22 protein-coding genes are annotated in these 23,760 nt (G+C 68.3%); 9 read left to right on the top strand and 13 right to left on the bottom strand.

Annotated elements, in window-relative coordinates; all coding sequences use genetic code 11:
* Position 1: 1 nt before the first annotated feature.
* The 5 genes from PU630_RS00275 to PU630_RS00255 all read right to left on the bottom strand — a co-directional run bounded on the left by PU630_RS00275 (position 2) and on the right by PU630_RS00255 (position 5,630).
* Positions 2 to 1,117 (bottom strand): FAD-dependent monooxygenase, encoded by a 1,116-nt coding sequence (locus PU630_RS00275; RefSeq protein ID WP_275278357.1) that lies wholly within the window; start codon positions 1,115 to 1,117, stop codon positions 2 to 4.
* Between the two features lie 72 nt (positions 1,118 to 1,189).
* On the bottom strand, positions 1,190 to 2,143 hold the full coding sequence (locus PU630_RS00270; RefSeq protein ID WP_275278356.1) for a phosphotriesterase family protein: 954 nt from the start codon (positions 2,141 to 2,143) through the stop codon (positions 1,190 to 1,192).
* 1 nt (position 2,144) lies between these two features.
* Positions 2,145 to 3,110, bottom strand: a complete 966-nt coding sequence (locus PU630_RS00265) for a phosphotriesterase family protein (RefSeq protein WP_275278355.1) — start codon at positions 3,108 to 3,110, stop codon at positions 2,145 to 2,147.
* Between the two features lie 73 nt (positions 3,111 to 3,183).
* A complete protein-coding gene (locus PU630_RS00260; protein ID WP_275278354.1) occupies positions 3,184 to 3,939 on the bottom strand; it encodes an SDR family NAD(P)-dependent oxidoreductase in 756 nt (251 codons plus the stop codon).
* 2 nt (positions 3,940 to 3,941) lie between these two features.
* Positions 3,942 to 5,630, bottom strand: coding sequence for an MFS transporter (locus PU630_RS00255; protein WP_275278353.1), 1,689 nt, complete (start codon positions 5,628 to 5,630; stop codon positions 3,942 to 3,944).
* A gap of 137 nt (positions 5,631 to 5,767) precedes the next feature.
* On the opposite strand from PU630_RS00255, the gene PU630_RS00250 reads away from it, so the two are divergent.
* The gene (locus PU630_RS00250) at positions 5,768 to 6,394 is read left to right on the top strand and encodes a TetR/AcrR family transcriptional regulator (RefSeq protein ID WP_275278352.1); all 627 of its coding nucleotides are present in this window, start codon (positions 5,768 to 5,770) and stop codon (positions 6,392 to 6,394) included.
* Positions 6,395 to 6,637: 243 nt separating this feature from the next.
* Here the strand turns inward: PU630_RS00250 and PU630_RS00245 are convergent, their stop codons facing one another.
* The 3 genes from PU630_RS00245 to PU630_RS00235 all read right to left on the bottom strand — a co-directional run bounded on the left by PU630_RS00245 (position 6,638) and on the right by PU630_RS00235 (position 9,938).
* Positions 6,638 to 7,549: a glycine betaine ABC transporter substrate-binding protein gene (locus PU630_RS00245; RefSeq protein WP_275278351.1), complete on the bottom strand. Its 912-nt coding sequence runs from the start codon at positions 7,547 to 7,549 to the stop codon at positions 6,638 to 6,640.
* A gap of 113 nt (positions 7,550 to 7,662) precedes the next feature.
* Positions 7,663 to 8,574, bottom strand: coding sequence for an ABC transporter permease (locus PU630_RS00240; RefSeq protein WP_275278350.1), 912 nt, complete (start codon positions 8,572 to 8,574; stop codon positions 7,663 to 7,665).
* Positions 8,574 to 9,938 (bottom strand): quaternary amine ABC transporter ATP-binding protein, encoded by a 1,365-nt coding sequence (locus PU630_RS00235; RefSeq protein ID WP_428982015.1) that lies wholly within the window; start codon positions 9,936 to 9,938, stop codon positions 8,574 to 8,576. The genes PU630_RS00240 and PU630_RS00235 overlap by 1 nt, the downstream gene beginning before the upstream one ends.
* 315 nt (positions 9,939 to 10,253) lie before the next feature.
* Between PU630_RS00235 and PU630_RS00230 the strand changes: the two genes are divergently transcribed.
* The 3 genes from PU630_RS00230 to PU630_RS00220 are packed head-to-tail and all read left to right on the top strand — an operon-like array spanning position 10,254 to position 12,261.
* On the top strand, positions 10,254 to 10,640 hold the full coding sequence (locus PU630_RS00230) for a GntR family transcriptional regulator (protein WP_275278348.1): 387 nt from the start codon (positions 10,254 to 10,256) through the stop codon (positions 10,638 to 10,640).
* Positions 10,637 to 11,542 carry an ABC transporter ATP-binding protein gene (locus tag PU630_RS00225; RefSeq protein ID WP_275278347.1) on the top strand — a complete coding sequence of 302 codons (906 nt, stop codon included), beginning with the start codon at positions 10,637 to 10,639 and terminating at the stop codon, positions 11,540 to 11,542. Before PU630_RS00230 ends, PU630_RS00225 begins: the two co-directional genes overlap by 4 nt.
* A complete protein-coding gene (locus tag PU630_RS00220; RefSeq protein ID WP_275278346.1) occupies positions 11,539 to 12,261 on the top strand; it encodes a hypothetical protein in 723 nt (240 codons plus the stop codon). The genes PU630_RS00225 and PU630_RS00220 overlap by 4 nt, the downstream gene beginning before the upstream one ends.
* A gap of 54 nt (positions 12,262 to 12,315) precedes the next feature.
* Here the strand turns inward: PU630_RS00220 and PU630_RS00215 are convergent, their stop codons facing one another.
* Complete coding sequence (locus tag PU630_RS00215; protein WP_275278345.1) at positions 12,316 to 12,615, bottom strand: chorismate mutase; 300 nt, start codon at positions 12,613 to 12,615, stop codon at positions 12,316 to 12,318.
* A gap of 97 nt (positions 12,616 to 12,712) precedes the next feature.
* Here PU630_RS00215 and PU630_RS00210 point away from each other — a divergent pair, with 97 nt between their 5' ends.
* Positions 12,713 to 13,909, top strand: coding sequence for an AI-2E family transporter (locus tag PU630_RS00210; protein ID WP_275278344.1), 1,197 nt, complete (start codon positions 12,713 to 12,715; stop codon positions 13,907 to 13,909).
* Between the two features lie 438 nt (positions 13,910 to 14,347).
* On the opposite strand, the gene PU630_RS00205 is transcribed toward PU630_RS00210, so the two are convergent.
* Positions 14,348 to 15,577: a lactonase family protein gene (locus PU630_RS00205; RefSeq protein WP_275278343.1), complete on the bottom strand. Its 1,230-nt coding sequence runs from the start codon at positions 15,575 to 15,577 to the stop codon at positions 14,348 to 14,350.
* 47 nt (positions 15,578 to 15,624) lie between these two features.
* Positions 15,625 to 16,908, bottom strand: coding sequence for an adenylosuccinate synthase (locus PU630_RS00200; RefSeq protein WP_275278342.1), 1,284 nt, complete (start codon positions 16,906 to 16,908; stop codon positions 15,625 to 15,627).
* 88 nt (positions 16,909 to 16,996) lie between these two features.
* Between PU630_RS00200 and PU630_RS00195 the strand changes: the two genes are divergently transcribed.
* Both PU630_RS00195 and PU630_RS00190 read left to right on the top strand, forming a co-directional pair.
* The gene (locus PU630_RS00195; protein ID WP_275278341.1) at positions 16,997 to 17,377 is read left to right on the top strand and encodes a YidH family protein; all 381 of its coding nucleotides are present in this window, start codon (positions 16,997 to 16,999) and stop codon (positions 17,375 to 17,377) included.
* Positions 17,374 to 17,712, top strand: a complete 339-nt coding sequence (locus tag PU630_RS00190) for a DUF202 domain-containing protein (RefSeq protein ID WP_275278340.1) — start codon at positions 17,374 to 17,376, stop codon at positions 17,710 to 17,712. Before PU630_RS00195 ends, PU630_RS00190 begins: the two co-directional genes overlap by 4 nt.
* A gap of 1 nt (position 17,713) precedes the next feature.
* Here PU630_RS00190 and PU630_RS00185 read toward each other — a convergent pair whose 3' ends face one another.
* Together PU630_RS00185 and PU630_RS00180 are read right to left on the bottom strand one after the other, a co-directional pair.
* Positions 17,714 to 18,745, bottom strand: a complete 1,032-nt coding sequence (locus PU630_RS00185; RefSeq protein ID WP_275278339.1) for an alpha/beta hydrolase — start codon at positions 18,743 to 18,745, stop codon at positions 17,714 to 17,716.
* A gap of 86 nt (positions 18,746 to 18,831) precedes the next feature.
* Positions 18,832 to 19,251, bottom strand: coding sequence for a hypothetical protein (locus PU630_RS00180; RefSeq protein WP_275278338.1), 420 nt, complete (start codon positions 19,249 to 19,251; stop codon positions 18,832 to 18,834).
* Positions 19,252 to 19,360: 109 nt separating this feature from the next.
* On the opposite strand from PU630_RS00180, the gene argG reads away from it, so the two are divergent.
* Together argG and PU630_RS00170 are read left to right on the top strand one after the other, a co-directional pair.
* Complete coding sequence (gene argG, locus PU630_RS00175) at positions 19,361 to 20,791, top strand: argininosuccinate synthase (protein ID WP_275278337.1); 1,431 nt, start codon at positions 19,361 to 19,363, stop codon at positions 20,789 to 20,791.
* A gap of 325 nt (positions 20,792 to 21,116) precedes the next feature.
* Complete coding sequence (locus PU630_RS00170) at positions 21,117 to 23,744, top strand: penicillin acylase family protein (protein WP_343075850.1); 2,628 nt, start codon at positions 21,117 to 21,119, stop codon at positions 23,742 to 23,744.
* Positions 23,745 to 23,760 lie beyond the last annotated feature (16 nt).

The raw sequence follows: 23,760 nt of genomic DNA, 5'->3' as shown, positions 1-23,760 counted from the left end.
CTCACTCCTTCATCATCGCGGCGAGCTCACCGGGCTTCTGTCCCGGGAACACCGAGTCGATCTCGTCTTCGCTCCACCCCTGGCGCGACACCTTCTGCAGTCCGTCGGTGATGGGCTTGCGCAGCGCCTGGTACTGGGCGAGCGCGTCGGCGACCGTGGCCGCCTCGGTCAGGCACTCGGCGAGCACCGCGGCGTCGAGGATCGCCGAGTTCGCGCCCTGCCCCTGGTGATGGCACATGGCGTGCGCCGCGTCGCCGACGAGCACGACGTCATCGGAGTGCCACACGTCGATCGGGTCGATGTCGTAGACCGAGCGGATGTTGACGATGTCCATGTCGAGGTCACGGGTGGCGGCGACGATCGCGTCGTCGAAGCCGGCGACCGTGGCGACGATCATCTCCTTCGAGTCGAGAGGGGTCGGGGTCGGGTCGGGGTTGAGCGCGGTGATGTCGAACGAGAGCTGCCCGCGGTGCTGGAGCGGCAGCGCGTAGATCTTCGTGCCGTGCCCGAGGTACATGCGCAGCTTGTCGTCGAACGGCAGGCCGTGCCACGCGTCGACGTCGATGACGGCGCGATAGGCGTGCTCGCCCGCGTACACCGGTTCGGCGTCGCTGAACAGCTCGCGGCGCACCCGCGAGCGGATGCCGTCAGCGCCCACCACGAGATCGGCGGTCACCGTCGAGCCGTCGTCGAACGTCAGCACGGGGCGCTCACCCGCGTCGTCGATACGGACCAGTCGGTGCGCGGTGTGCACCATGCCCTCGGGCAGCACGCCGATGAGGGCGTCGATGAAGTCGCCGCGGTGTACGAAGCGGGTGGTCAGGCCGAAGACGTCCTTCTCCGGCCACTCCTCCTCGGCGATGCGCTCCCCCGTCGCCGTGAGGATCTCGAAGCTCTCGCTGGGGCTGGTGACCGCCTCGATCGCGTCGAGCATGCCCCAGGTGCGGAACGCGTCGAGCGATGACGGGCGCAGCCCGATGCCGGCCCCGACCTCGTGGATCTCGCGCGCTTTCTCATAGACGTTCACTGTCGCGCCGAGCCGGCTCAGCGCTTTCGCGGTGGCGGCTCCGGCGTAGCCGGCGCCGACGACGGCGATGTCGAGGTTCTTCAGGTCCATGACGCGTCCTTGTCGTTCTGGGATCGTGCGGGTTGTGCGGGTCGTGCGGTCGTGCGGGAGGGCCGGGTGCGGTCAGCCATCGATGGTGAGGAAGCCGGCCGGGTTCGTCACGAAGATCCGGTGGATCGTCGCGTCGTCGACGCCGGCGTCGCGCAGCGACGGGATGAGCTGCTCGAACAGGTAGTTGACGGTGTGGCCCTTGACGCCGGGCCAGCCCAGCGGGCTGCAGTTGGCGTCGGCCGAGGCCAACAGCTGGTCGACGTGCCCGGCGCGTACGAGCGAGAGGAAGTGCTCGAGCCGCTCGTCGCGGTGCCGGCCCCAGAAGGGCGGGTCGGGCAGTTCGAGGTCGTAGCCGAAGGTGTCGAAGCCGAGGCGCCCGCCCGCAGCGAGGATCGCCTGCTGGTTGACCTTGCCCTGGCTCACACCATCGTCGGCGTGCCCGAACAGCACGCGATCCAGCGGCAGCTGCTCCTCGGCGAAGATCGTCAGCGCGGGCTCGACGTCGACGGCCAGGTGCGTGAAGATCGGCACGCCGGTCTCCAGCGACGCCTGGGCGGCGGCACGGTAGATGCGAAGGTCGAGCTCCTTCATCCGGAACCCGCGGCTCACGCCGACCTTGATGATGCCGGCCTTGGCCGCGCTGCCCTGGATGCCAACCGTGATCTCATGCACGAACTGGCGCCGCAGGTAGTCGACGCTCGCCTCGGCGAAGTACTTCAGCGCCGTGTCACCGCCGACGAAGCCCGTGCACGCGACGATGTGCACGCCGGTCTTCTCCGACAGCGACTGGTAGTACGGGATGTCTCGGCCGTTGCAGATGCCGGTGGCGTCGACGAACGTGCCTCCGCCGTTCTCGTGGAACAAGCGCAGCTTGGGCACGGTCTCCTCATACCGCTGCTCCGGCGACTTCCACCACTGCGTGTCGAGCTCGGAACCCGGCATCCCGTATCCGATGTGCTCGTGCACAGCGACGAAGCCGAGCTCTTCCGGGGCGATGGCCCCCAAGACCGTGTTCACGCGGGCCATATCAGTCCTCCTTCACGGCGAGCAGGCGACCGGGATTGTCGACGAGAAGACGGTGGATGCCGTCATCCGGCACTCCCGCCTCCTGCAGGAGTGGCACGAAGACCTCGAGCACGTGGGAGAACGAGACGCCCGCGTCGTGATGGCCCTTCGCGACGCCGGTCGCCGATGACGAGAGGACGACGCGGTCGCCGTGTCCGGCGGCGACGAGGCCCGCGACCAGCGCCGCGCGGGCCGCGTCATCGATCTCGCCGGAGTGGCCGATGTGGTCGATGCCGACGTACGCGCCCGCCCCGGCGACGGCGGCGGGAGCGCCGGCCGCGATGGCGTCGGCGCGGTCGAGCCCGCCGACGACCACGCGGTCGGCGGGCAGGGCGGCGTCGAGCACCACACCCAGGTCATGCAGCGCGTCGGTGCCATGCCGGATCGACAGGGCGACACCCGTGACCGCCCCGGCGCGGGCACAGCCGCGGAACTGGCTCTCTTCGGTGGCTGTCATGCCCGTGCGGGTCGCACCGGTGGCGATGAGCCCCGCCGCTGCGCGCCGCTCGACGCGCGGCACGACCATTCCCTCGGTGATCTCGCGGGCATACAGCTCGGCGAAGCGCTCGGCCGGCCACGGCGTGGGCGGGTTGGTCTGCGGCGTGAGGAAGTAGCCACCCAGCTCGCCTTCGGGGCCCTGCCCCGTCGAGGCGATGATGTGCACCCCGGTCGCCCGTGAGAGCGCCTCGTACAGCGGCAGATCGCGACCGTGGAACATACCGGTCGCGTCGACGATCGCGCCGCCGCCGGCCGCAGCGAACGCGCGAAGCTTCGCGGCGAGCTCGGCGAAGATCTCGGCGCGGTCGAAGGGGATGTCATACGCATATTGCGCCCCCGGGACGACCGACAGCAGCGCTTCGTGCACCGCGACGACGCCCAGCTGGTCGGCGGGGATGTCGCCGAGCACCGTGTGGACTGTGCCGTTCACTGGATTCCTCTCCATCGAGTCGCGGCCGGGCCGCAGCGTCTACTCACTTTACAGCATGTCAAGTGAGTAGACGTCACAAGAAGCGGTCTCCCCCGCCGACGAGCAGCGACTGCCCAGTGACGAAGCCGGCCTCCTCGCTCGCGAGATAGGCGACCGCGGCAGCCACGTCGGCGGGACGGCCACGACGCGGCACGGCCTGCGACCGCACGACCTGTGCGAACAGCTCGTCCGCGCCATCGTGCTGCTCCTTCAGGTGCTCGGTCTCGATAAGCCCCGGCAGCACGCAGTTGGCGGTGATCCCGTCCGGCCCGCCCTCGTTCGCGAGCGAGCGGGTGAGCCCCACGACACCAGCCTTCGAGGCGATATACGCGGACTGCGGAGGCGCTCCGATCAGGAACGTGCCCGATCCCACCGTGACGATGCGCCCGTAACGCGCGGTTCGCATGTGCGGCATCACCGACAAGACGGCGGTGAGCGTACCGACCAGATTCACATCGAGCACGCGCCGCAGCACGTCGGCCGACATCGCCTCGAATGGCACCCACGGATACACACCCGCCATCGTGACGAGCACATCGACACCGCCGAGCGCTGCGACGAGGTCCCCGATCGCGGCGGTCGCGGCATCCTCATCCGACACGTCGGCGGCCGCGCCCGCAGCGGTCGCACCGCCAGCGCGCAGGGAGGCCACGGCCCCGTCGACGGCGGCCGCATCGAGATCGACGATCCCGACCGCGGCGCCCTCGTCGGCGAGCCGACCGGCGACGGCGCGGCCGATGCCGCGCGCGCCGCCGGTGACGATGGCCAATCGACCGGCGAAGCGATGCACGCTCACAGCTGCGTCTCGACCGTGACGCTCGCCTTCGTGCGGAACAGGCCGAAGAAGGCCGCCAGCATCGCGACCGTCGCCGCGATGCCCGCGACGAGGAACGCCCCCTGGAAGCCCTCGCCGAGCGCATCGGAAGCTGCGCCGAGGACCTGGTTCACCGCGGCGTCGCCGGCGACGCCGCCGACCGCCTGCTGCAGCTCGGCGCTGGAGAGGAAGCCCATGGGGGGCACATGCGACAGCTGCGCCACCATCTCGGCCGGTAGTCCCAGGCTCGTCGCGATGCCTGCGAACGCGCCGCTGAAAACGGTGGCACCGATGCCGAACGCTATCGCCGCCCCCACGATCGGACCGAGCGAGAAGCCGAGGTCGCGGAACATGTTCGTCGCAGCGGAAGCGAGCCCCTCCTGCGCCGGCGGCACAGTGTTGACCGCGGCGGCGGTGATCGATCCGATCACGAGCCAGAAGCCGAGGCCCACGAGCAGGCTCGGCAGGATGTAGACGGTCCAGCTCGGCAGGGAGTGATCGGCGTTCGCGAGCGGCAGCGTCGCGTACCAGTAGCAGCCGACCGCCATCAGCGCGCAGCCGATCGTCAGCAGCCACCGCGGCGAGACGCGGTGGATCAGGATGCCGGTCAGCGGGATCAACAGGAACGCAGGGGCCTGCACGAACACCATGAGCACGCCGTTGACCCATGCAGGGTTCTGCTGCAGACCGGTCGTCCAGATGCTCATCGAGAAGCAGTAGGTCAGGAACGCGAACATGCCCACCACGGCGACGATCGACGCGACGGCGAACGAGCGGTTCTTGAACACCGACAGGTGCAGCAGCGGCGCGTCGGAGCGCAGCTCGATGACGACGAACGCGACGAGCAGCAGACCGCCCGCGACGAAGCCGGCGATGACCCAGGGGTTGCCGTAGCCGACCAAGGCGTCCGATCCCTGCGCCGTGGCGGTCAGCAGGGCGATGAGACCGAGCGCGAGAGTGATCTGACCGGGCACGTCCACGCGCTTCCCGGTCGGCGCCTTCGACTCCTGTGAGCGGAAGTTGCAGACGAACACCACGGCCGCGATCACCGCGGTCACGAGGAAGGCGATGCGCCAGCCGGGGAAGGCGACGGTGCCGTCGGCATTCAAGCTCGTGAACGCCGACGCGGTGAACCCGCCGAGCAGGGGCGCGATCACCGCGCCGAGGGAGAGGAAGCCCGTCCACGCCGCGATGTTGCGCGCGCGGGCGGCGGTCGTGGTCGAGACCGAGGTCGCCAGCGACAGCGAGATCGGGAAGAGGATGCCGGCGCCCAGGCCGTCGAAGATGCGGCCTATCCACATCACCCAGACGGCACTGAGCGGCGCCGACGCGTCGATGATCGTGCCGATCACGACCAGGGCGGCACCCACGAACAGCAGGCGACGGCGACCGAAGCGGTCGCCGAGCATGCCGAAGGTGAGCTCGAAGCACACCAGCGGGATCATGAACGCCGTCGAGATCCAGGTCAGCTCGGCGTTCGAGATGGCGACGCCGCCGTTGTGGAACTGCACCTGGAAGGTGCCGTTGAGCGCGCCGGGCAACGCGTTCACGATCTGCGCGAGGGTGACGGCCAGGAACGCCGTCACGAGCGTGGCGCGCGTGCGCGCCTGTGAGAGGGGCGACCGGGCGGGTGAACCGGCGCTGCCCTCGACGGTGGCTTCGACCATGGGAGGAACTCCTTCGTTCTCTTCTGCCGCCGGCGGCCTCGCCGGTGGCTTCGTCAAGTCTGAAGCTTGACCTTACACGCTGTCAACTCAATTTACGAGGGATCCGATGAGCATCGAGGGCGATTAGGCTCGCAGGCATGGCCAACCTCCGGCAGAAGCAGAAAGAATCCACGCGTAAGCGGCTGCTTGAGGTGGCTCTCGATCTCTTCGTCACCAACGGCTACGTAGCCACAACGATCGATGACATCGCGACCGGCGCCGGCACCACGCGCGTCACGTTCTACGCCCATTTCGAGTCGCGCCAGGACCTCATGCGCGCCCTGATCGGGGAGCTGAATGAGATCCTCGATCGGCGCGCGCGTCCCGACACAGGGGGTTCGACGGCGAGCCCCCTCGTCGACGCCGTACGGATCGGCTCACGCGGCCTCCTGGCCGATTGGCTGCTCAATCAGGCGAGGCGCTGGCCGCGCATCCGTCCCTACATCATCGCGGCGACCGAAGCCGCCGCGGTGGATCCCGACATCCGTACGCTGTTCTACGCGTGGGTCGAGGAGGTCGTCGCCGACGTCGTGGAGGGGCTGGATGCCGCGGACCGGTTCGATCCGGCCGCGCGGCACTTCCGCGGCGAACTCGCCTTTGCGAACCTCGACCAGACCGCCCTGTACTGGATGCGTAACGGCGGCTTCGACATCGACACCGCGCCCGAGTTCGACGTGATGGTCGAGGCTTGGTGGCGCCTGGTCGGCACCGGCGGCCTGCGCTGAGGCCGTCGGCTACGGCATCCCGCCTCTCGTTCGGTCGTCACGAATGACCGTTTCCGTCGCGAAAAACGGTAATACGCGACGACTGAATCGCAGCGCCCTGACGCCGCGTGCCGCAGCATCCACCCCCTCCCTCGCCCAGGCACGACGAAGGGCCGGCACCCCGCGAACGGGATACCGGCCCCTGGGCCCTGCAGCGGTCGTTTCGGCTCGGGCCTGCAGCCCTCGCTCAACGACGCAGCGGACCTACTTGGTCATGGAGTCGACGAAGTCCTGGTTGTCGGCCATCCACTTCTTGACGATCTCGGGGTACTCGCTCTGCTTGTGGTCCTCGCGGAACATCACGTTCTCGAGCGAGAACAGCAGGTCAGAGTCCATCTTGAACGCCGTGAACCACTTGTTGGCCTCGGCCTGGTCGTCGGCGAAGCCCGTGCGGGTCACCGTGTTGATCGACTCGGCATCGCCCAGCGCGCCCTTCGGGTCCTTGAGGTCCTTCAGGTCGTAGGCGTCGTACGCCCAGTGCGGGCGCCACAGCGTCACGACGATGTCCTCGTCGGCGTCGAGCGCCTTCTTCAGCTCGGCAAGCATGGCCGGCGTCGACGAGGTGATGAAGTCCATGTCATCCAGTCCGTACTGGGGGATGACCTTCTTCTCCATCGCCTCGGTCAGGCCCGCGCCCGGCTCGATGCCGATGATCCGGTTGTCGAACTTGTCGGCGTTCGCGGCGAGCTCGTCGATCGAGTCGATCGGCGCGTCGGCGTTGACCGTGAGGGTCAGCTTGGCGTCGTTGTTCCAGGCACCGACCTTGACGAGGTCGTCGCCGTACTGCTCGAAGTAGCTGGCGTGCGTGGTGGGCAGCCAGGCGTCGAACGTCACGTCATAGTCGCCCTTGGCCAGGCCCGCGAAGACCGGGCCGGCGTCGGCGTACTCGAGCTTGACGTCGTAGCCCTGCTTCTCGAGGACGGCCTGCCACAGGTATGAGACGGCCTCGCCCTCGGGCCAGCCGTTGAACACGCCGACCGTGATCTTCTTGCTCTGGGCGTCGCCCGAGCCGGAGCCGGAGCCGGCGCTGTCGCCGGTGCCGCTCGCGCAGCCGACGAGGGCCACGCTGGCGGCCACGCCCATGGCGAGGGCGCCGAGCAGTGTGCGCTTCTTCATGTGATTGATTCCTTTCCTCCCGCGTGCTGTCCACGGGTGTTGGGGAGGCCCGCGCGGTTCGCGGGCATGTCGGCGTCTCGGGTGGTGGCCCGGGCGCCGAAGAGTGGATGCCGCTAGCCGGCGTGGACCACGACGGTCTCGGTGCCGGCGTCGGGTGCCTCGTCCATTGCGGTCGCTACCTGCGCCCGCCTGCGCGAGCGCTTCGCATCGCCGAAGCCGCTGGTGATGCGGTCGAGGATCATCGCGATGATGACGACGGCCAGACCGGCCTCGAAGCCGAGCGAGATGTCGGTACGGCTCAGTGCCTGGATGATGTCCTTGCCCAGGCCCGGTCCGCCGACCATGCTGGCGATGACCGCCATCGACAGGGCGAGCATGATGACCTGGTTGACGCCGGCCATGATCGAAGGCATCGCCAGCGGCAGCTGGATCTGTCGCAGGATGCGGCCGGGTGTCGCGCCGAAAGCGTTGCCGGCTTCGACGACCTCTTGATCGACGCCGCGGATCCCCAGCTCGGTGAGACGTACGCCGGGGGCGACCGCGAACAGCACGGTCGCGACCATGCCGGGCACGACGCCGACGCCGAACAGGAAGATCGCGGGGATCAGGTAGACGAAGGCGGGCATCGTCTGGAGGAAGTCGAGGATCGGTCGCACAGTCGCCGACACCGTCTGCGACTTGGCGGCCCAGATGCCGACCGGGATCGCGATGATGAGCGCGATGACCACGGCGACGATGGTGAGCGCGAGGGTGTCCATCGCGTTCTCCCACTGGTCGAGCACGGCGATCACCAGCAGACCGATGATCGCGCCGACGGCGAGCTTCCAGCCCTTGGCGAGCCACCCGATCGCGGCGATCACGATGATGATCGCCCAGAACGGCGGCGTGGCCAGCAGCCAGTCGACTCCGTCGTAGAAGCCGGAGAAGACCGTCGATACGACGTCGAAGAAGCCGCCGAAGACGTCGATGACCCAACCGATGAAGGTCTCGACCCAGTCGCCGAGAGGAATGCGGGGGATGTCCATCAGTGGTCGCCTCCTTCCGTCGCGGCCACAGCCGTGTCGGCGGGGGCGCCTCCGGCCGCGTGCGCGAGGGCACCGGGTTCGAGCCGGCCGATCTCGGCCGCGAGCTCGAGCGCGGTGGCCGGGATGATCGGCATCGACTGCGTGGTGGCGGGCACGTTGCCGAGCGCGGCGAGCAAGGTGATGCGCGGGATGACCCCGAGCAGGCGTCCACCCTCGCCGACCACCGGCAGCGGCACGGGGCTGCCGACGGCCTGCTCGACGATGTCGGTGAGCAGTTCGTCGGGTCCGACGCCGCGCACCGACCGGTCCGCGATAGTGCGCAGATCGGTCGTGCCGCCCTTGACCGCGTGGATCACGGCCCGGTCGGTGACCACGCCCACGAGCTTGCGGTTCTCGACGACGTAGACCTCGCCGACCTGCTCTTCGCGCATGACGCGCAGCGCGCCGCGGATGCCGGCCGAGACCGGCACGGCCAGCGGACGCTCCATGACGCCGCTGGCGGTGAGCACCCGGGCACGGTCGACGTCCTGCACGAACTGGGCCACGTAGTCGTTGGCGGGATCGGTGAGGATCTCTTCGGGCGTGCCGTTCTGCACGATGCGCCCGTCGCGCATGACCGCGATGCGGTCGCCGAGGAACATGGCCTCGTTCAGATCGTGCGTGATGAAGATGATCGTGCGGCCGAGTTCCTGCTGCAGCTCGACGAGCTGCTCCTGCAGCTCACGGCGGATCAGCGGGTCGAGCGCGGAGAACGCCTCGTCCATGAGCAGGATGTCGGTGCCCGCCGCAAGCCCGCGGGCCAGGCCCACGCGCTGCTTCATGCCACCCGACAGCTCATCGGGCATCGCGTCGATGCGGTCGCCGAGCCCCACCTTGGTGAGGATCTCGCGAGCGCGCTCGCGACGCTCGGTCTTGCCGACGCCCTGGATCTCGAGGCCATAGGCGGCGTTGTCGAGCACGCTGCGGTGCGGCAGCAGCGCGAAGTGCTGGAACACCATCGACATGGACTGGCGACGGATGCCGCGCAGCTCGCTCGGGCTCGCCGTGGTGACGTTGGCCCCCTGGACGAGCACCTCGCCCGCGCTGGGCTGGAGCAGGCCGTTGAGCATGCGGATGATCGTCGACTTACCCGACCCCGACAGGCCCATGATCACGAAGATCTCGCCGGGCTGCACCGTGAAGCTCGCGTCGATGACGGCTGCCGTTCCGGCATCCGCCACCTGTGCACGGCTCTCGCCGGACTTCAAGCGGCGGACGACGTCTTTCGGGGTGCGCCCGAAGACTTTGTAGAGGCCCTTGGCCTCGACTGCTGGTGGGATTGTCACGTTGCTTGGCCTCCGCAGTCGCTGCCAACTCGACTGCATCGGTTGCGCCCGGGTGACGATCTTCAGCGTTTCGCACAGCATTCACCGTTGGATGCCTTGTAGCGGAAACACGTCGGCGACACACATCGGGTCTGTCGCCCAGACCGTCGACCATACGCCCGTATCAGAACACCCCAGGGGCGACGACACGGCCGCGGACTGGTCGTCAGGGCTCGGCACACAGCGGTGCGGCCCTTCTATCAACGTTATGTCAATCTATAGAGCTTCGCAACCTGCCCAGACATCCACTCTTGACATCGGCCCGGTCCGGTGGTTCATTAGTCGAGTAACTAACCGACAGACCGAGGAGGCGATGTGGTCGACGAAGGCAGAGCGCTCTTCCTGCAGATCGCGGAGAGCGTCGAAGACGCCATCATCGACGGCAGTCTCGCCGAAGAGGCGCAAGCCCCGTCGACGAACGAGCTCGCCTCCTTCCATCGCATCAACCCCGCCACTGCGGCGAAGGGAGTGAACATGCTCGTCGACAAGGGCGTGCTCTACAAGCGGCGCGGCATCGGCATGTTCGTCGCGCCCGGCGCGCGGCACCTGCTGCTCGAAGAGCGGCGTTCGGCGTTCGCCGACCGCTACGTCGAACCGCTCCTGGCCGAGGCGGCCAAGATCGGGCTCGACGCCGACGACCTGCGCGCACTCATCCGCGAGCGCGCGTCTGCACACACCACCACCGGAGGGAGCGCGCTGTGACCAGCGTCATCGAGGTGGAGAACCTCACCAAGCGCTACGGCGACGTCATCGCCGTCGACGACGTCGGATTCAAGATCGAGAAGGACGTGATCTACGGCCTGCTCGGCCGCAACGGCGCCGGCAAGACGACCGTCATGTCGATCCTCACAGCGCAGAACTTCGCCACGAGCGGCGACGTCCGCGTGTTCGGCGAGGTGCCCTACGAGAACGCGCGGGTACTGCCGCGCATGTGCTTCGTGCGCGAGAGTCAGAAGTACCCCGATGACGCGAAGGCCCCGCACGCCTTCCGCACGGCGAAGCTCTTCTTCCCGAACTGGGATCAGGAGCTGTGCGACCGGCTCGTCGCCGACTTCCAGCTGCCGATGAACCGGCGCATCAAGAAGCTCTCGCGTGGCCAGCTCTCGGCGGTCGGCGTGATCATCGGCCTCGCCTCGCGCGCCGAGATCACGTTCTTCGACGAGCCGTATCTGGGGTTGGATGCCGTGGCCCGGCAGGTCTTCTACGACAGACTCATCGAAGATTACGCCGCCTACCCGCGCACGATCATCCTCTCGAGTCACCTGATCGACGAGGTCTCGAACCTCATCGAGCGCGTGCTCGTGATCGATCAGGGCCGGATCATCATGGACGAGACCACCGACGAGGTACGCGACCGCGCCGCCACGATCGTGGGCGATGCCGGCGCGGTCGAGGCGTTCGTCGCCGGCCGCGAGGTCATCCACCGCGAGTCGCTCGGGCGCGTCGTCTCCGTGACCGTGCTGGGCGCGCTCACCGACGACGAACGGCGACGGCTCGCGGCATCCGGCCTCGATGTCGTGCCCGTCTCGCTGCAGCAGCTGATCGTGCGCATGACGCAGCGCGCGGCCGATAGCCACGTCCCGAACGAAGGAGCCCTGCGATGACCGCCCTCACCCAGACCGCCTCGGCCACCCCGCGCGGTCGCATCGTCAACGTCGTGCGCATGCAGTTCGTGAACCGGATGACCTTCGTGTGGATCCCGCTGATCATCCTCGCCGCGGTGTTCGTGTTCTCCATGGTGATCTGGTTGATGATCCCCTACGGCGGCCCCAAGTACTCGGGCGGCGCCCAGGCGCTCATCTGGTACCTGCTCGCCGTCGGCATCCAGTCGCTCACTCTCACGTTCCCGTTCTCGCAGGCGATGAGCGTGACCCGCCGCGAGTTCTTCTTCGGCACCTACCTGACCGCCGCCCTGACGGCGGCGCTCCTGGCGGTGGTGACGACCGTCGGCGGACTCATCGAGTCGGCCACCGGCGGCTGGGGTCTGAACGGCTGGATGTTCTACACCGACTGGACGTGGGCCTCGGGGCCACTGGGTTCGGCGCTGTCGGTCTTCGCCCTGGCGATGCTCACCTTCACCGCGGGGTTCTGGTGCGCCACGATCTACAAGCGCTTCGGCGGAATCGGCCTGACCCTGGTGCTCGTGGGCGTGGGGGCGCTCCTCCTCGTCGCACTGTGGATCATCGGTCGGTTCAACGCCTGGGCCGCCGTGTTCGGATGGCTGGCAAGCCTCGGAGTCGTGCCGCTCTCGCTGGTGGTGCTGGCCATCGTGGTCGTGCTGGCAGCAACCGAGTTCTGGATGCTGCGGCGGCTGACTCCCTGATCCTGGATCGCGTCGTTCCCCCTGTGCTCTTGTGGGCTCGGGGGGATCGTCGCGTCAGGCGCCGTCCGCGGCGGCTTCGTGGTGCTGGATCACCTCGGCGACCACGAACGAGAACCACTTGTGCGCGAACTCGGGGTCGAGGTCGGCCTCTTCGGCGAGGTTGCGCAGGCGCGCTATCTGCTGCTCTTCGCGCGCAGGATCGGACGGCGGCATTTTGTGTTCGGCCTTCAGCCGACCCACCTGTTTGGTGCACTTGAACCGCTCGGCCAGCAGGTAGATGAGCGCGGCGTCGATGTTGTCGATGCTGTGGCGAAAGCGTCGCAGCGTGTCGATGGGGTCTTCGGCGTCGGTCATGGTGGTTCTCCGTCAGCGTGCAGTGCGTTTCGACCCTATCGCCCGGGCCGTGCGAGCCTGCCGGGTGTGACGCCGCGGTGCCCATAGAGTGTGCTCCATGACAGACGCAACGGGCGATGTCCCCGCGGTCGACGCGGCCGCTGAAGACGTGGATGCCGCGGCTGCGGCATCCACCCTCCCCGTCGACGGACCCGCGACCGACGCCGTCGCCCTGCAGTCCGGCGAGGCCGTGCCGTCGCGCACGTTCTGGGCGAGTTTGAACCATCCGTTCGCCGTGGGGTTCTTCGTCACGGCGGGGGCGCTGGTGGCGATCCTGCTCGGGCTGGCGGTCTCGAATCTGTCGACGGTCATCATCTACGTCGTCTTCGCGATGTTCGCGGCGCTCGGCCTCGACCCACTGGTGCGGATGCTGGAACGGCACAACGTGCAGCGCGCGTGGGGCATCGTCATCGTCTACACGGTGTTCGCACTCGTGCTGGTCGGTGTGCTCTGGCTGATCATCCCGACCGTGATCCAGCAGATCACCGCGTTCGTGAAGAACGTGCCGCAGCTAGTGTCGGACTTCCAGGCCACCGACTTGTACGCCTGGCTGCAGAGCAACTTCGGCGACCAGGTCGGCGATCTCGTCGGTCAAGTGCAGAAGTTCCTGTCCGACCCGGCCAACATCGCCGCCATCGGCGGCGGCGTGGTGCAGGTGGGCGTGACCATCGGCACGACGATCTCCGGGCTGATCATCATCCTCGTGCTGAGCCTCTACTTCCTCGCGTCGCTGCCGACCATGAAGGTGGCGTTCACCACGCTGGCACCGGCTCGCAACCGGCCGAAGGTCGCATCGATCACCGAGCAGATCACGACGTCGATCGGCGGGTACCTGGGCGGGATGGTCGTGCTGGCCTTCTTCAACGCACTGGTCGCGTTCATCCTCTATCTGGTGCTGCAGCTGCCGTTCCCGCTGCTGCTGGCTGTCGTGGCGTTCATCATCACGCTCATCCCCCTTGTGGGATCGGTGCTGTTCTGGGTGATCGGCACGACGATCGCGCTGTTCGCCAGCCCGCTCGGCGCGCTGATCTTCGCGATCGTCTACATCATCTACATGCAGATCGAGGCGTACGTGCTCACGCCCCGCGTCATGAACAAGGCGGTGTCGGTGCCCGGCTCGCTCGTCGTCATCGGCGCGCTCGTCGGCGGCACACTGCTGGGGCTGCTCGGAGCGCTCGTCGCGATCCCGGTGACCGCGTCGATCCTGCTGATCATCAAGCAGGTCGTGATTCCACGCCAAGACGCGAAAGTGTAGGCGGGCGCGCCGTCTGAGGCGCGGCCGGGTGCTCGTGCCGGCCTGGCCGGGATGTTCCGGCGGCCGGAGTCCCTATCCCGGCCCGACTTACCCTCCCTGCACGGCCCGCGGAGCCTCTCGTCCGGCCGACGGGACCAGGGCTGACGGAACCTCGGGCCGGCGGGACCGGGGCCGGCGGGACCAGGCCGTGGCCCGGGCCGGCGGAACCTTTCCAAAAGCGCATTGAACTTCCGGTTCACACAGCCCTCGCCGTTGTGTGAACCGGAAGTTCAATGCCGAAAACCGATGCACCTGACGTGCGCACAGGGCAGGCCAGTGAAGGCCTGGCTTACGCACGGCCCAGGCCGGTGAGGCCGCGCTGGCTTACGCACGGCGCAGGTCGGTGAAGCCGCCCTGGCTTACGCACAGGGCAGGTCGGTGAAGCCGCGCTCGTCTGACTCAGCGCGCGGGCAGCAGGCAGGTCGGCGACGGCACCGCGGTGCGATGGCGAACGGTGCCGGGCACGCCCGTGCGCAGGTCGAGCGCGAGCGAGGCGACCTCATCGCCGAGCTGACCGGCGGCCAGCAGCGTGTCGCGCACGACGATGTGATGCCGGGGCCAGTTCACCCCCGAGTCGACGAGCGCCACCGGCTGCAGCTGCGAGCCGTCGCCGCGCACGCGCAGCGTGGCGATAGTGTTCGAGCCGCGCACGCCCGCATAGAGGAATTCGCCGTCGCGGGATGCCGCGAGCTCGGCGGCCGTGTCGTCGTCGAGCAGGCCCCCGGCCAGCGGCGTGCCCGCGATGATCCGCCAGGCGCCCGAGGCCTCGGGGGCGAGCACGAACACCTCGCGCGACAGCTCTGTGATGACGTACAGATGCCCGCTCGGGTGCCAGCGCATGTGGCGCGGGCCGCTCCCCCGGGGCAGCACGACCTGTCCAATCGGTCGCAGGCCGGTCGCGGCATCCCGCCAGAACCGCACCAGGTCGAGACCCATGTCGGTCGTCGCGATCACGCCGCCGGGCAGATACGCGCTCTGGTGGGTGCGCGAGACCCGGGTGTCGCCGGCGGACTCCGCACTCGCACCCCCGGTATCACCGTGAGAGTGCAGCTGATCGCCGAGAGATAGGGAACCACCCGCTTCCTCGTCCGCCAGCTGCACTCTCAGCGGGGAAGGGCTGGGCGCGGAGGGCGAAAGGAGGCGGGAGAGGTCGACCGCGCCGGCGGCCTCGCCCGCGGCGAGCGCGGCGGCGAGGTCGGGCTCGGCGTACGGGTCAGCCGCTGCCGGCGCGAGCGTCGGCGACGAGGGGCGGCCCGCGGCATCCAGCGGCATCCGCACGATGCGGCCGTCACCCCAGCACGCCGCCAGCAGCGAGGCTCCGTCGGGCGCCACCGCGACGTGGCAGGTCAGATCACCGGCGGCGACCGGACCGCCGAGCCGGGTGAACGAGGCCTCCCCTGTGCGCGCGAACGCCTGCACCGCACCGTCGGCCTCGAGCGCTGCGTACAGCACGTCGAGGGTCGGGTGTGCGGCGATCCACGAGGGCGAACCTCCGGTGGCTGCGGCATCGCCCGCGAAGCCCAGCGGCCCGCCCGCGAGCGCGTCATCCGCGCCGCCGGCCAGGAGAGTGCCGATGCCGGTGGCCGAACCGTCCATGTCGGCGGTGTAGCCGCCGGTGAACAAACGCATGGTTTTCCCTTTCTGCGGCATCGCCGCCGGCCGCTCGGCGACCTGGATCAGACGAGGTCGTGGCGCACGACGACGGCGTCGCGCGCGGCACCCACACCGATCACCGAGATGCGCGTGTTGCTCATCTTCTCGAGGGCGATGACGTAGTCCTGCGCGGTCTGCGGCAGGTCTTCGAAGGTGCGGGCACCCGAGATGTCTTCGCTCCAGCCAGGGAAGTACTCGTAGATCGGCGTCGCGTGGTGGAAGTCGGTCTGGTTGACCGGCACCTCGTCGAAGCGCTCTCCGCCCACGTCGTAGGCGACGCACACGGGAATCTGCTCAAGCCCGGTGAGGATGTCGAGCTTGGTCATCACCAGGTCGGTGATGCCGTTGATGCGCGTCGCGTATCGGGTCACCGGGGCGTCGTACCAGCCCACGCGTCGCGGGCGGCCGGTAGTAGTGCCGAACTCGAAGCCGCGCGAGCGCAGCCAGTCGCCCGACTCGTCGAACAGCTCGGTCGGGAACGGGCCCGCGCCCACCCGGGTCGTGTACGCCTTGACGATGCCGACGATGCGGTCGAGCCGGTTCGGACCTACACCCGAGCCCGTGGCCGCTCCCCCGGCGGTGGCCGACGACGACGTGACGAACGGATAGGTGCCGTGGTCGATGTCGAGCATCGTGGCCTGGCCGCCCTCGAACACGACGACGTCGCCGGCGTCGAGCGCTCGATCGAGCAGCAGGGCGGTGTCGTCGACCATCGGGCGCAGTCGCTCGGTGTACGACAGAAGGTCTTCGAGCACCTCATCGCATGTGATCGCGCGCCGGTTGTAGACCTTCAGCAGCAGGTGGTTCTTCTGGTCGAGCGCGCCCTCGATCTTCTGGCGCAGGATGCCCTCGTCGAAGAGGTCCTGCACGCGGATGCCGACGCGGTTGATCTTGTCGGCGTAGGTCGGGCCGATGCCGCGCCCGGTCGTGCCGATCTGCCGCTTGCCGAGGAAGCGCTCGGTCACCTTGTCGAGGGTGCGGTGATACTGCGTGATGATGTGCGCGTTCGCGCTGACCTTCAGCCGCGACACGTCGACGCCACGGGCGGTCAGCGCCTCGAGCTCGCTGAAGAGCACCTCGAGGTCGATGACCACGCCGTTGCCGATCACCGGGGTGACGCCGGGAGTCAGGATGCCGCTGGGCAACAGGTGCAGCGCGTACTTCTCATCGCCCACCACCACGGTGTGGCCGGCGTTGTTGCCGCCGTTGAACTTGACGACCCAGTCGGTGCGGTCGGCGAGGAGATCAGTGGCCTTGCCCTTCCCCTCGTCACCCCATTGCACTCCGACGATGACGATTCCCGGCATGAGAGACCCCCGGTTGATGAAAGGACGGGTTGCACTCCATCCTATCGAGACGGGATGCCGCGGCCACAGTCGCCCGTACGATGACGTCATGACCTCGCCCACCGACAGCCCCGGTCACCGCTTCCCACGGGCGGTGTTCGCGCGTGGGACCGAACCCGACGCCCGCTTCTCACTCGCCAACGAGCGGACGTTCCTCGCGTGGACGCGCACGTCGCTCGCCCTGATCGCCGGCGGTGTCGCCCTCGAGGCGCTCGGACTGGATCTGCAGCCGCAGCTGCGGCTCGCGGCATCCCTCGTCCTGATCATCGTCGGCGCGGTGCTCCCCCTGGCCTCGTGGATCGCCTGGGCGTACACCGAGCGCGCGATGCGCGAGGCCCGACACCTTCCGCACCCGCCGGTCGGAGCCGCTCTGGCGGTCACGCTGGCAGTGGCCGGCGTGCTCGTGCTGCTGGCGGTGCTGCTGCGATGACGGCACCCGGTCCGGTCGACGTCGGCCTGCAGATCGAGCGCACGACGCTGTCGTGGCGGCGCACCGGGCTGTCGGTCGCCGTCGGCTCACTCGTGGCGATGCGGCTGCTGCCCGAGCTGCTGGGCGGACTGGCGTGGGCGATTCCGGGCGCGGTGGGCGTCGTCGCCTCACTCTGGATGTGGTGGATGTCGCGGCGCCGGCATCATGCCTTCGTCGAGCGCGCAGCTGCTTCGGGCACGCCGCGCGTGGGCGGCGCCGCTCCCCTCTGCGCGATCGCTGTGGGCACGACGCTGATCGGGCTGTTCGGCGTCGGCCTCGCTGCCCTGGTGGGGTGACTCACCAGTCGGCGCTGACGCCCGGTGGTTCGGGGCCGTCTGTCACCCGGCGCAGATAGGCCACCAGTTGCACCATCGCCCGCTTGCCCTGCGGCGTGTCCAGCGCGAGGGCATACTCGTGGCCGACGGTGTCGGGCGTCGTCGCCGGGTCGAAGAACAGGGTCGTGACATCCACCCCGTGCGCAGCCAGCGCCTTCGCCATGGATTCCGAATGGCTCAGGAGCGGGTCGGCGGGGCCTGTCGAGAGGAACGTGGGCGGATACGACGAGGTCACGTGCTCGGGCAGAGACACGGAGGCGAGGGCGGGATCGGTGCGGAAGTCCTTCGTGCCGGTGTACGCCCACAGCACCGTGTTGAGAAACCACGCCATCTGGCGGTTCTCGGGGTTCGTCAGCCGCAGATCGAACGGGCCGCTGAACAGGGCCGCACCACGCAGCGCTGTGGCGGGGATGGCACGCGGCAGATCGGCGTCTGCCGCGTAGCGCGCATCGCTGATGGCCAACGCGGTCTGACCGGCGATGTGTGCGCCGGCGGAGTCACCGCCCAGCACGATCTGATCGGCGTCGACGCCGAGCTCGCCGGCGTGCGCGCGAACGTACTCCAGCGCAGCACTGAGCTGTTTCACCGGCGTCGGATACGTCGCTTCGGGAGCATGGGTGTACTCGACGTTGACGGTGGTGAAGCCGTGTGACGCGAGGATCTTCAGGTACGGCCGCAGAGGCGCTTTGATCCCGCCGATGAACCCGCCCCCGTGCACCCACACGATCGTCGGCAGCGGCCCGCTCACCGAGGCGGGGCGGAAGACGTCGAGCGTCATGCCGTCGTGGTACACGAGGTCGAGATCGGAGTGGATGCCGTCGGGCACGTACGCCTCGTTGCCCCGGGCCGTCCCCATGCCGTCGTCGCCGACGGCGCGTAGGAGGAGGACGCTCGGCCACGGACTCACCTGGAACGCGACGACGACCAACGCCACCACGGCCGCCACGCTCCCCAGGACGATGCCCAGCACTTTCGGCCAGCGGCGTCTTCTCATCGGCGCTCCTTCCGTCCCTTGTCCGCAGTGGAATCTACCGGACGGTCGACAGGGGCGCGCCGTGTGTTGATCGGTTCGCCCAGGCGTCAGTCGTGATCGTGCCCGGCACGCATGGCGCGCGTCGTGCGCAATCCGATGATCAGCGGCACCGCGCCGAGGATCAACAGGAGCATCGCCAAGCCGAATCCGACACCTGGATGATCGGGCAGATCGACGATGAAGACGGCGATCGAACCGGCGAAGGCCACCACCACGCTCGCGAGCATGAGCCACAGGTGTGGCCAGCGCCAGCGCAACGAGGGCAGCCCGGCCGCCCTGACGGTGCCGATCCCGTCTGCGACGGCGATCGCGCCCACGAGTCCGACGGGCACGAAGAACACAACGTCGGCATCGGGCAGAAGAGCGAGGAAGAGGAGGATCCCCGCCGCCAGGTAGATCGCTCCCATGACGATCTCGACGATTCCGTACACGCGGAATCCTCGCGTATCACGCTTCTGGTCCGCCACGCGTCTCCTCCGTCCGAGCCGGTCGGCGCGACGATCGTAGCAAGCGACGGCGGTGCCACGGCTGAAACGCCGCCGATGCGGCATCCCGCCCCTTTGTAGACTTGGGAGCATGACGAAGGTTCTGCAGTCCCTCCCCGTCGGCGAGCGCGTCGGCATCGCCTTCTCCGGGGGGCTTGACACTTCCGTCGCCGTCGCGTGGATGCGCGACAAGGGTGCCGTCCCCTGCACCTACACCGGCGACCTCGGTCAGCCCGACGAGACCGACATCGAGGCCATCCCCGGCCGCGCCGCGCAGTACGGCGCCGAGGTGTCGCGTCTGGTCGACTGCAAGCGCGCGCTGGTCGAAGAGGGCTTCGGGGCCCTCGCGTGCGGCGCGTTCCACATCCGCAGCGGCGGACGCACCTACTTCAACACGACGCCCATCGGCCGTGCCGTCACCGGCACCCTGCTCGTGCGCGCCATGAAGGAGGACGGCGTCGACATCTGGGGCGACGGCTCGACCTACAAGGGCAACGACATCGAGCGGTTCTACCGCTACGGACTGCTCGCCAACCCCGCGCTGCGCATCTACAAGCCGTGGCTCGACCCCAACTTCGTCGGCGAGCTCGGCGGCCGCCAGGAGATGAGCGAGTGGCTCGTCGAGCACGGGTTCCCGTACCGCGACTCGGCCGAGAAGGCGTACTCGACCGACGCCAACATCTGGGGTGCGACGCACGAGGCCAAGACGCTCGAGCACCTGAACGTGTCGCTCGAGACCGTCGAGCCGATCATGGGCGTGCGCTTCTGGGACCCGACGGTCGAGATCGACACCGAAGACGTCACCGTCACGTTCGAGGCGGGCCGTCCGGTGGCGCTCAACGGCGTGTCGTTCGACGACCCGGTGCAGCTCGTGTTCGAGGCCAACCGCATCGGCGGACGCCACGGGCTGGGCATGAGCGACCAGATCGAGAACCGCATCATCGAGGCGAAGTCGCGCGGCATCTACGAGGCCCCCGGCATGGCGCTGCTGTTCATCGCGTACGAGCGCCTGGTCAACGGCATCCTGAACGAAGACACTTTGGCCACCTACCACGAGCAGGGTCGGCGCCTCGGCCGGCTGATGTACGAGGGACGCTGGCTCGAGCCGCAGTCGCTGATGCTGCGCGAGTCGATCCAGCGCTGGGTCGGCTCGGCGATCACGGGCGAGGTCACGCTGCGCCTGCGCCGCGGTGAGGACTACACGATCCTCGACACGACCAGCCCGCACCTGTCGTACGCGCCCGAGAAGCTCTCGATGGAGCGCGTGGGCGATGCCGCCTTCGGCCCGACCGACCGCATCGGCCAGCTCACGATGCGCAACCTCGACATCGCCGACTCGCGCGGACGCCTCGAGCAGTACGCCGGCATGGGCCTGATCGGCGGCGCGACCGCCGACCTCGTCGGAGCGCTCGAGCAGGGCGCCGCCGAGGAGATCTCCGAGGGCTCGGCCGCCACGCGCTCCGAGGCGGCGGCCGTCGACGAGGCCAGCGAGGGCGCCGCGTTCGACTCCGGCACCGACTGAGCCTCCGGTTCGGGATGCCGCCGGCCGCGGTCTGCGCGCGGTGCTGAGCCGCGGCATCCGCTCCCCGTCCGCTCCCATTGACGTTCGGTCGTCACGTATTACCGTTCTACGGCGCCAAAACGGTCATGTGCGACGACCGAACCGCGCCGTCGGCACAGCGACTACGCCGCGTCGCTGGCGTCGGGTCGAGCCTTCGCCGGCCCTTCGCACGGAGAAAACCGAAGAGAGTTCGGCATCGCGGTCGCCGGGCGATACGATGCGAGGACGTCCGCGCACCCGAGGCGCGGTTTCCCACCGCAAGACGTTCACCGCCGAAGAGTCATCCGTGTCTGAAACTCCGCACCCCGCAAAGCCCAAGATGTCCGTCGGTCGCAAGATCGGCGTCACCCTGTTCAGCGTGCTCGCCGGGATCGTGGTGATCGCCGTGGTCGCCGCTGGTTTCGTCGTGTTCACGATCCAGCGCTCGTTCCCCACCGTCGACGGTCAGATCACCGCCGCGGGGCTGAATGACCAGGTGACGGTGCTGCGTGATGATCGCGGCATCCCGACCATCGAAGCCGACACCACCCACGACCTGTTCTTCGCACAGGGGTACGTGCACGCGCAGGACCGCTTCTGGGAGATGGACTTCCGTCGCCATGTGACCAGCGGACGGCTGTCTGAACTTTTCGGCGAGTCGCAGCTGGCGACTGATAAGTTCTTGCGCACGCTCGGCTGGCGCAAAGTCGCCGAGCAAGAGGTCGAGCTGCTCTCCGACGACGCCAAGGCCTACTACCAGGCCTACGCCGACGGGGTGAACGCCTACCTCAAGGACCACAAGGGCGCCGCAGTCTCGCTGGAGTACGGCATCCTCAAACTCCAGAACCCCGATTACACGATCGAGAAGTGGACCATCGCCGACTCGCTGGCGTGGCTGAAGGCCATGGCCTGGGATCTGCGCGCGAATCTCGGTGACGAGACCGACCGCGCCCTGCTTGCCGGCGAGGGCTATACGCAGGACCAGATCGACGATCTCTATCCGTCGTACCCGTTCGACGAGAACCCCGTGATCGTGCCTGAGATCTCGACCGACGTGCCCGCCGCGAAGGCGTCGACGATCGGCGACGAGAAGGGCACGGACACCGGTGGCGGCGACAGCGCCGGCGAAGGCACCAGCACCAAGCCGTCGTCGTCCATCCACTGGAAGCGGGTCGACAGCGTCATCGAGGCCGCCAGCGCCCTCATCGGGCCGGTGGGCGAGGGCATCGGCTCGAACTCGTGGGTCGTCTCCGGCGAACTCACCGCGACCGGTATGCCGCTGCTGTCGAACGACCCGCACCTGGGCGCGGCGATGCCCAGCATCTGGCACCAGATCACGCTGCGCTGCACCAAGCTGTCGGACGCGTGCCCGTTCGATGTGTCGGGCTTCGGGTTCTCGGGAGTTCCGGGCGTGGTCATCGGCCACAACGGGAAGATCGCATGGGGCTTCACGAACCTCACCACCGACGTGACCGACCTGTATCTCGAGCGCATCAAGGGCGATGAGTACTGGCGCGATGGCAAGCTCGAGCCGCTGAAGATCTCACACGAGACCATCAAGGTCGCGGGCGCCAAGGATGTCGACCTCGAGATCCGGTCGACGAACAACGGTCCGATCATCTCGAGCGTCAACGACGACGACGCGTCCATCGCCGAGACACCCGCCACCGGCAGCGCCGACAAGGTGACCGAGCCGAAGAACATGCCCGAGGGCGAGACCGCAGTCGCACTGAAGTGGACGGCCCTGACCCCGGGCACCACCGCCGAGGCCATCTTCACGCTCGACACTGCCCGCGACTTCGCCGGGTTCCGCGCCGCAGCCGCGCAGTTCGACGTGCCCGCGCAGAACCTCATCTACGCCGACGTCGAGGGCAACATCGGCTATCAGGCGCCGGGCAAGCTGCCTATCCGTGGCAAGGGCGACGGATCGATGCCGCAGCCGGGCTGGGACTCCGACTACGACTGGACGGGCTTCATCCCCTTCAAGGATCTGCCGGTCTCATACAACCCCGACGACGGCTACATCGTCACCGCGAACAACGCGATCATCGGCGACGACTACAAGTACTTCCTCACCAACGACTGGGACTACGGCTGGCGCGCGGCACGCATCACCGACTTGATCTCCCGCAAGTCGGCCGACCACAAACTGACCGTGCAAGACATGCGCGACATCCAGGCCGACACCGATTTCTGGATCGGCAAGAAGCTCATCACCGCCTACTCCGACATCACGGTCGACGACAAGGACGTCCAGGCGGCCCTCGACCTGTTCGACCTGTGGGACGGCCAGAACGCGGCCGATTCCGCCGCCGCGGCCTACGCCAACGTCGTGTGGGACGAGCTCACGCAGGATCTCTTCACCCGTCGCGACTCTCCGGCGCCCACGGGCAGTCAGAGCCGGGTCTTCCTCGTGGTCGACAAGCTGCTCGAGAACCCCGACTCCGACTGGTGGAGCAACAGCAAGATCGGTGTCAGCGGGCAGCGCGCGATGCTCGTGAAGGCGGCCAATCAGGCGTACGACCGGCTGTCGAAGCTTCAGGGCTCGAATCCGGCGAACTGGACGTGGGGTGGCCTGCACACCCTGGAGCTGACCAGCGGGACGTTCGGCTCGAGCGGCATCGCCCCGATCGAATGGCTGTTCAACCGCGGTCCGTTCTCCGTCGGCGGTGGGTCGAGTGTGGTGGATGCCACGGGCTGGTCGATCGGCGGCGGATTCGACGTGAACACGGTCCCGTCGATGCGACTCGTCGTCGACCTGTCGAACTTCGACGCGTCGACCTGGACGAACCTCACCGGCGAGAGCGGCCACGCGTTCCACCCGAACTACAACGATCAGGTGGATGCCTGGCAGCACGTCGAGGCCCTCCCGTGGGCGTTCTCGCCGAAGGCCGTCAAGGCCGCCGCGAAGCACACCCTCGTGCTGACGCCATAGCGGCACAGGTCGTTTC

The organism is Microbacterium horticulturae (genome assembly GCF_029094505.1).
GTDB classification, from domain to species: Bacteria; Actinomycetota; Actinomycetes; order Actinomycetales; family Microbacteriaceae; genus Microbacterium; species Microbacterium horticulturae.
Note: the sequence above shows the minus strand (reverse complement) of the source record. Positions and strands in the feature narration are given on the sequence as shown.

Excerpts from the sequence above, each read along its gene's own strand:
- PU630_RS00220 (WP_275278346.1), top strand. The coding sequence starts at position 11,539 with ATGACCGCCCTCACCCAGACCGCCTCGGCCACCCCGCGCGGTCGCATC.
- PU630_RS00205 (WP_275278343.1), bottom strand. The coding sequence starts at position 15,577 with ATGCGTTTGTTCACCGGCGGCTACACCGCCGACATGGACGGTTCGGCC.
- PU630_RS00200 (WP_275278342.1), bottom strand. The coding sequence starts at position 16,908 with ATGCCGGGAATCGTCATCGTCGGAGTGCAATGGGGTGACGAGGGGAAG.
- PU630_RS00270 (WP_275278356.1), bottom strand. The coding sequence starts at position 2,143 with ATGGCCCGCGTGAACACGGTCTTGGGGGCCATCGCCCCGGAAGAGCTC.
- PU630_RS00275 (WP_275278357.1), bottom strand. The coding sequence starts at position 1,117 with ATGGACCTGAAGAACCTCGACATCGCCGTCGTCGGCGCCGGCTACGCC.
- PU630_RS00255 (WP_275278353.1), bottom strand. The coding sequence starts at position 5,630 with ATGGTCGAAGCCACCGTCGAGGGCAGCGCCGGTTCACCCGCCCGGTCG.
- PU630_RS00190 (WP_275278340.1), top strand. The coding sequence starts at position 17,374 with ATGACGGCACCCGGTCCGGTCGACGTCGGCCTGCAGATCGAGCGCACG.
- PU630_RS00245 (WP_275278351.1), bottom strand. The coding sequence starts at position 7,549 with ATGAAGAAGCGCACACTGCTCGGCGCCCTCGCCATGGGCGTGGCCGCC.
- PU630_RS00215 (WP_275278345.1), bottom strand. The coding sequence starts at position 12,615 with ATGACCGACGCCGAAGACCCCATCGACACGCTGCGACGCTTTCGCCAC.
- PU630_RS00185 (WP_275278339.1), bottom strand. The coding sequence starts at position 18,745 with ATGAGAAGACGCCGCTGGCCGAAAGTGCTGGGCATCGTCCTGGGGAGC.
- PU630_RS00250 (WP_275278352.1), top strand. The coding sequence starts at position 5,768 with ATGGCCAACCTCCGGCAGAAGCAGAAAGAATCCACGCGTAAGCGGCTG.
- PU630_RS00240 (WP_275278350.1), bottom strand. The coding sequence starts at position 8,574 with ATGGACATCCCCCGCATTCCTCTCGGCGACTGGGTCGAGACCTTCATC.
- PU630_RS00195 (WP_275278341.1), top strand. The coding sequence starts at position 16,997 with ATGACCTCGCCCACCGACAGCCCCGGTCACCGCTTCCCACGGGCGGTG.
- argG (WP_275278337.1), top strand. The coding sequence starts at position 19,361 with ATGACGAAGGTTCTGCAGTCCCTCCCCGTCGGCGAGCGCGTCGGCATC.
- PU630_RS00210 (WP_275278344.1), top strand. The coding sequence starts at position 12,713 with ATGACAGACGCAACGGGCGATGTCCCCGCGGTCGACGCGGCCGCTGAA.
- PU630_RS00235 (WP_428982015.1), bottom strand. The coding sequence starts at position 9,938 with ATGCAGTCGAGTTGGCAGCGACTGCGGAGGCCAAGCAACGTGACAATC.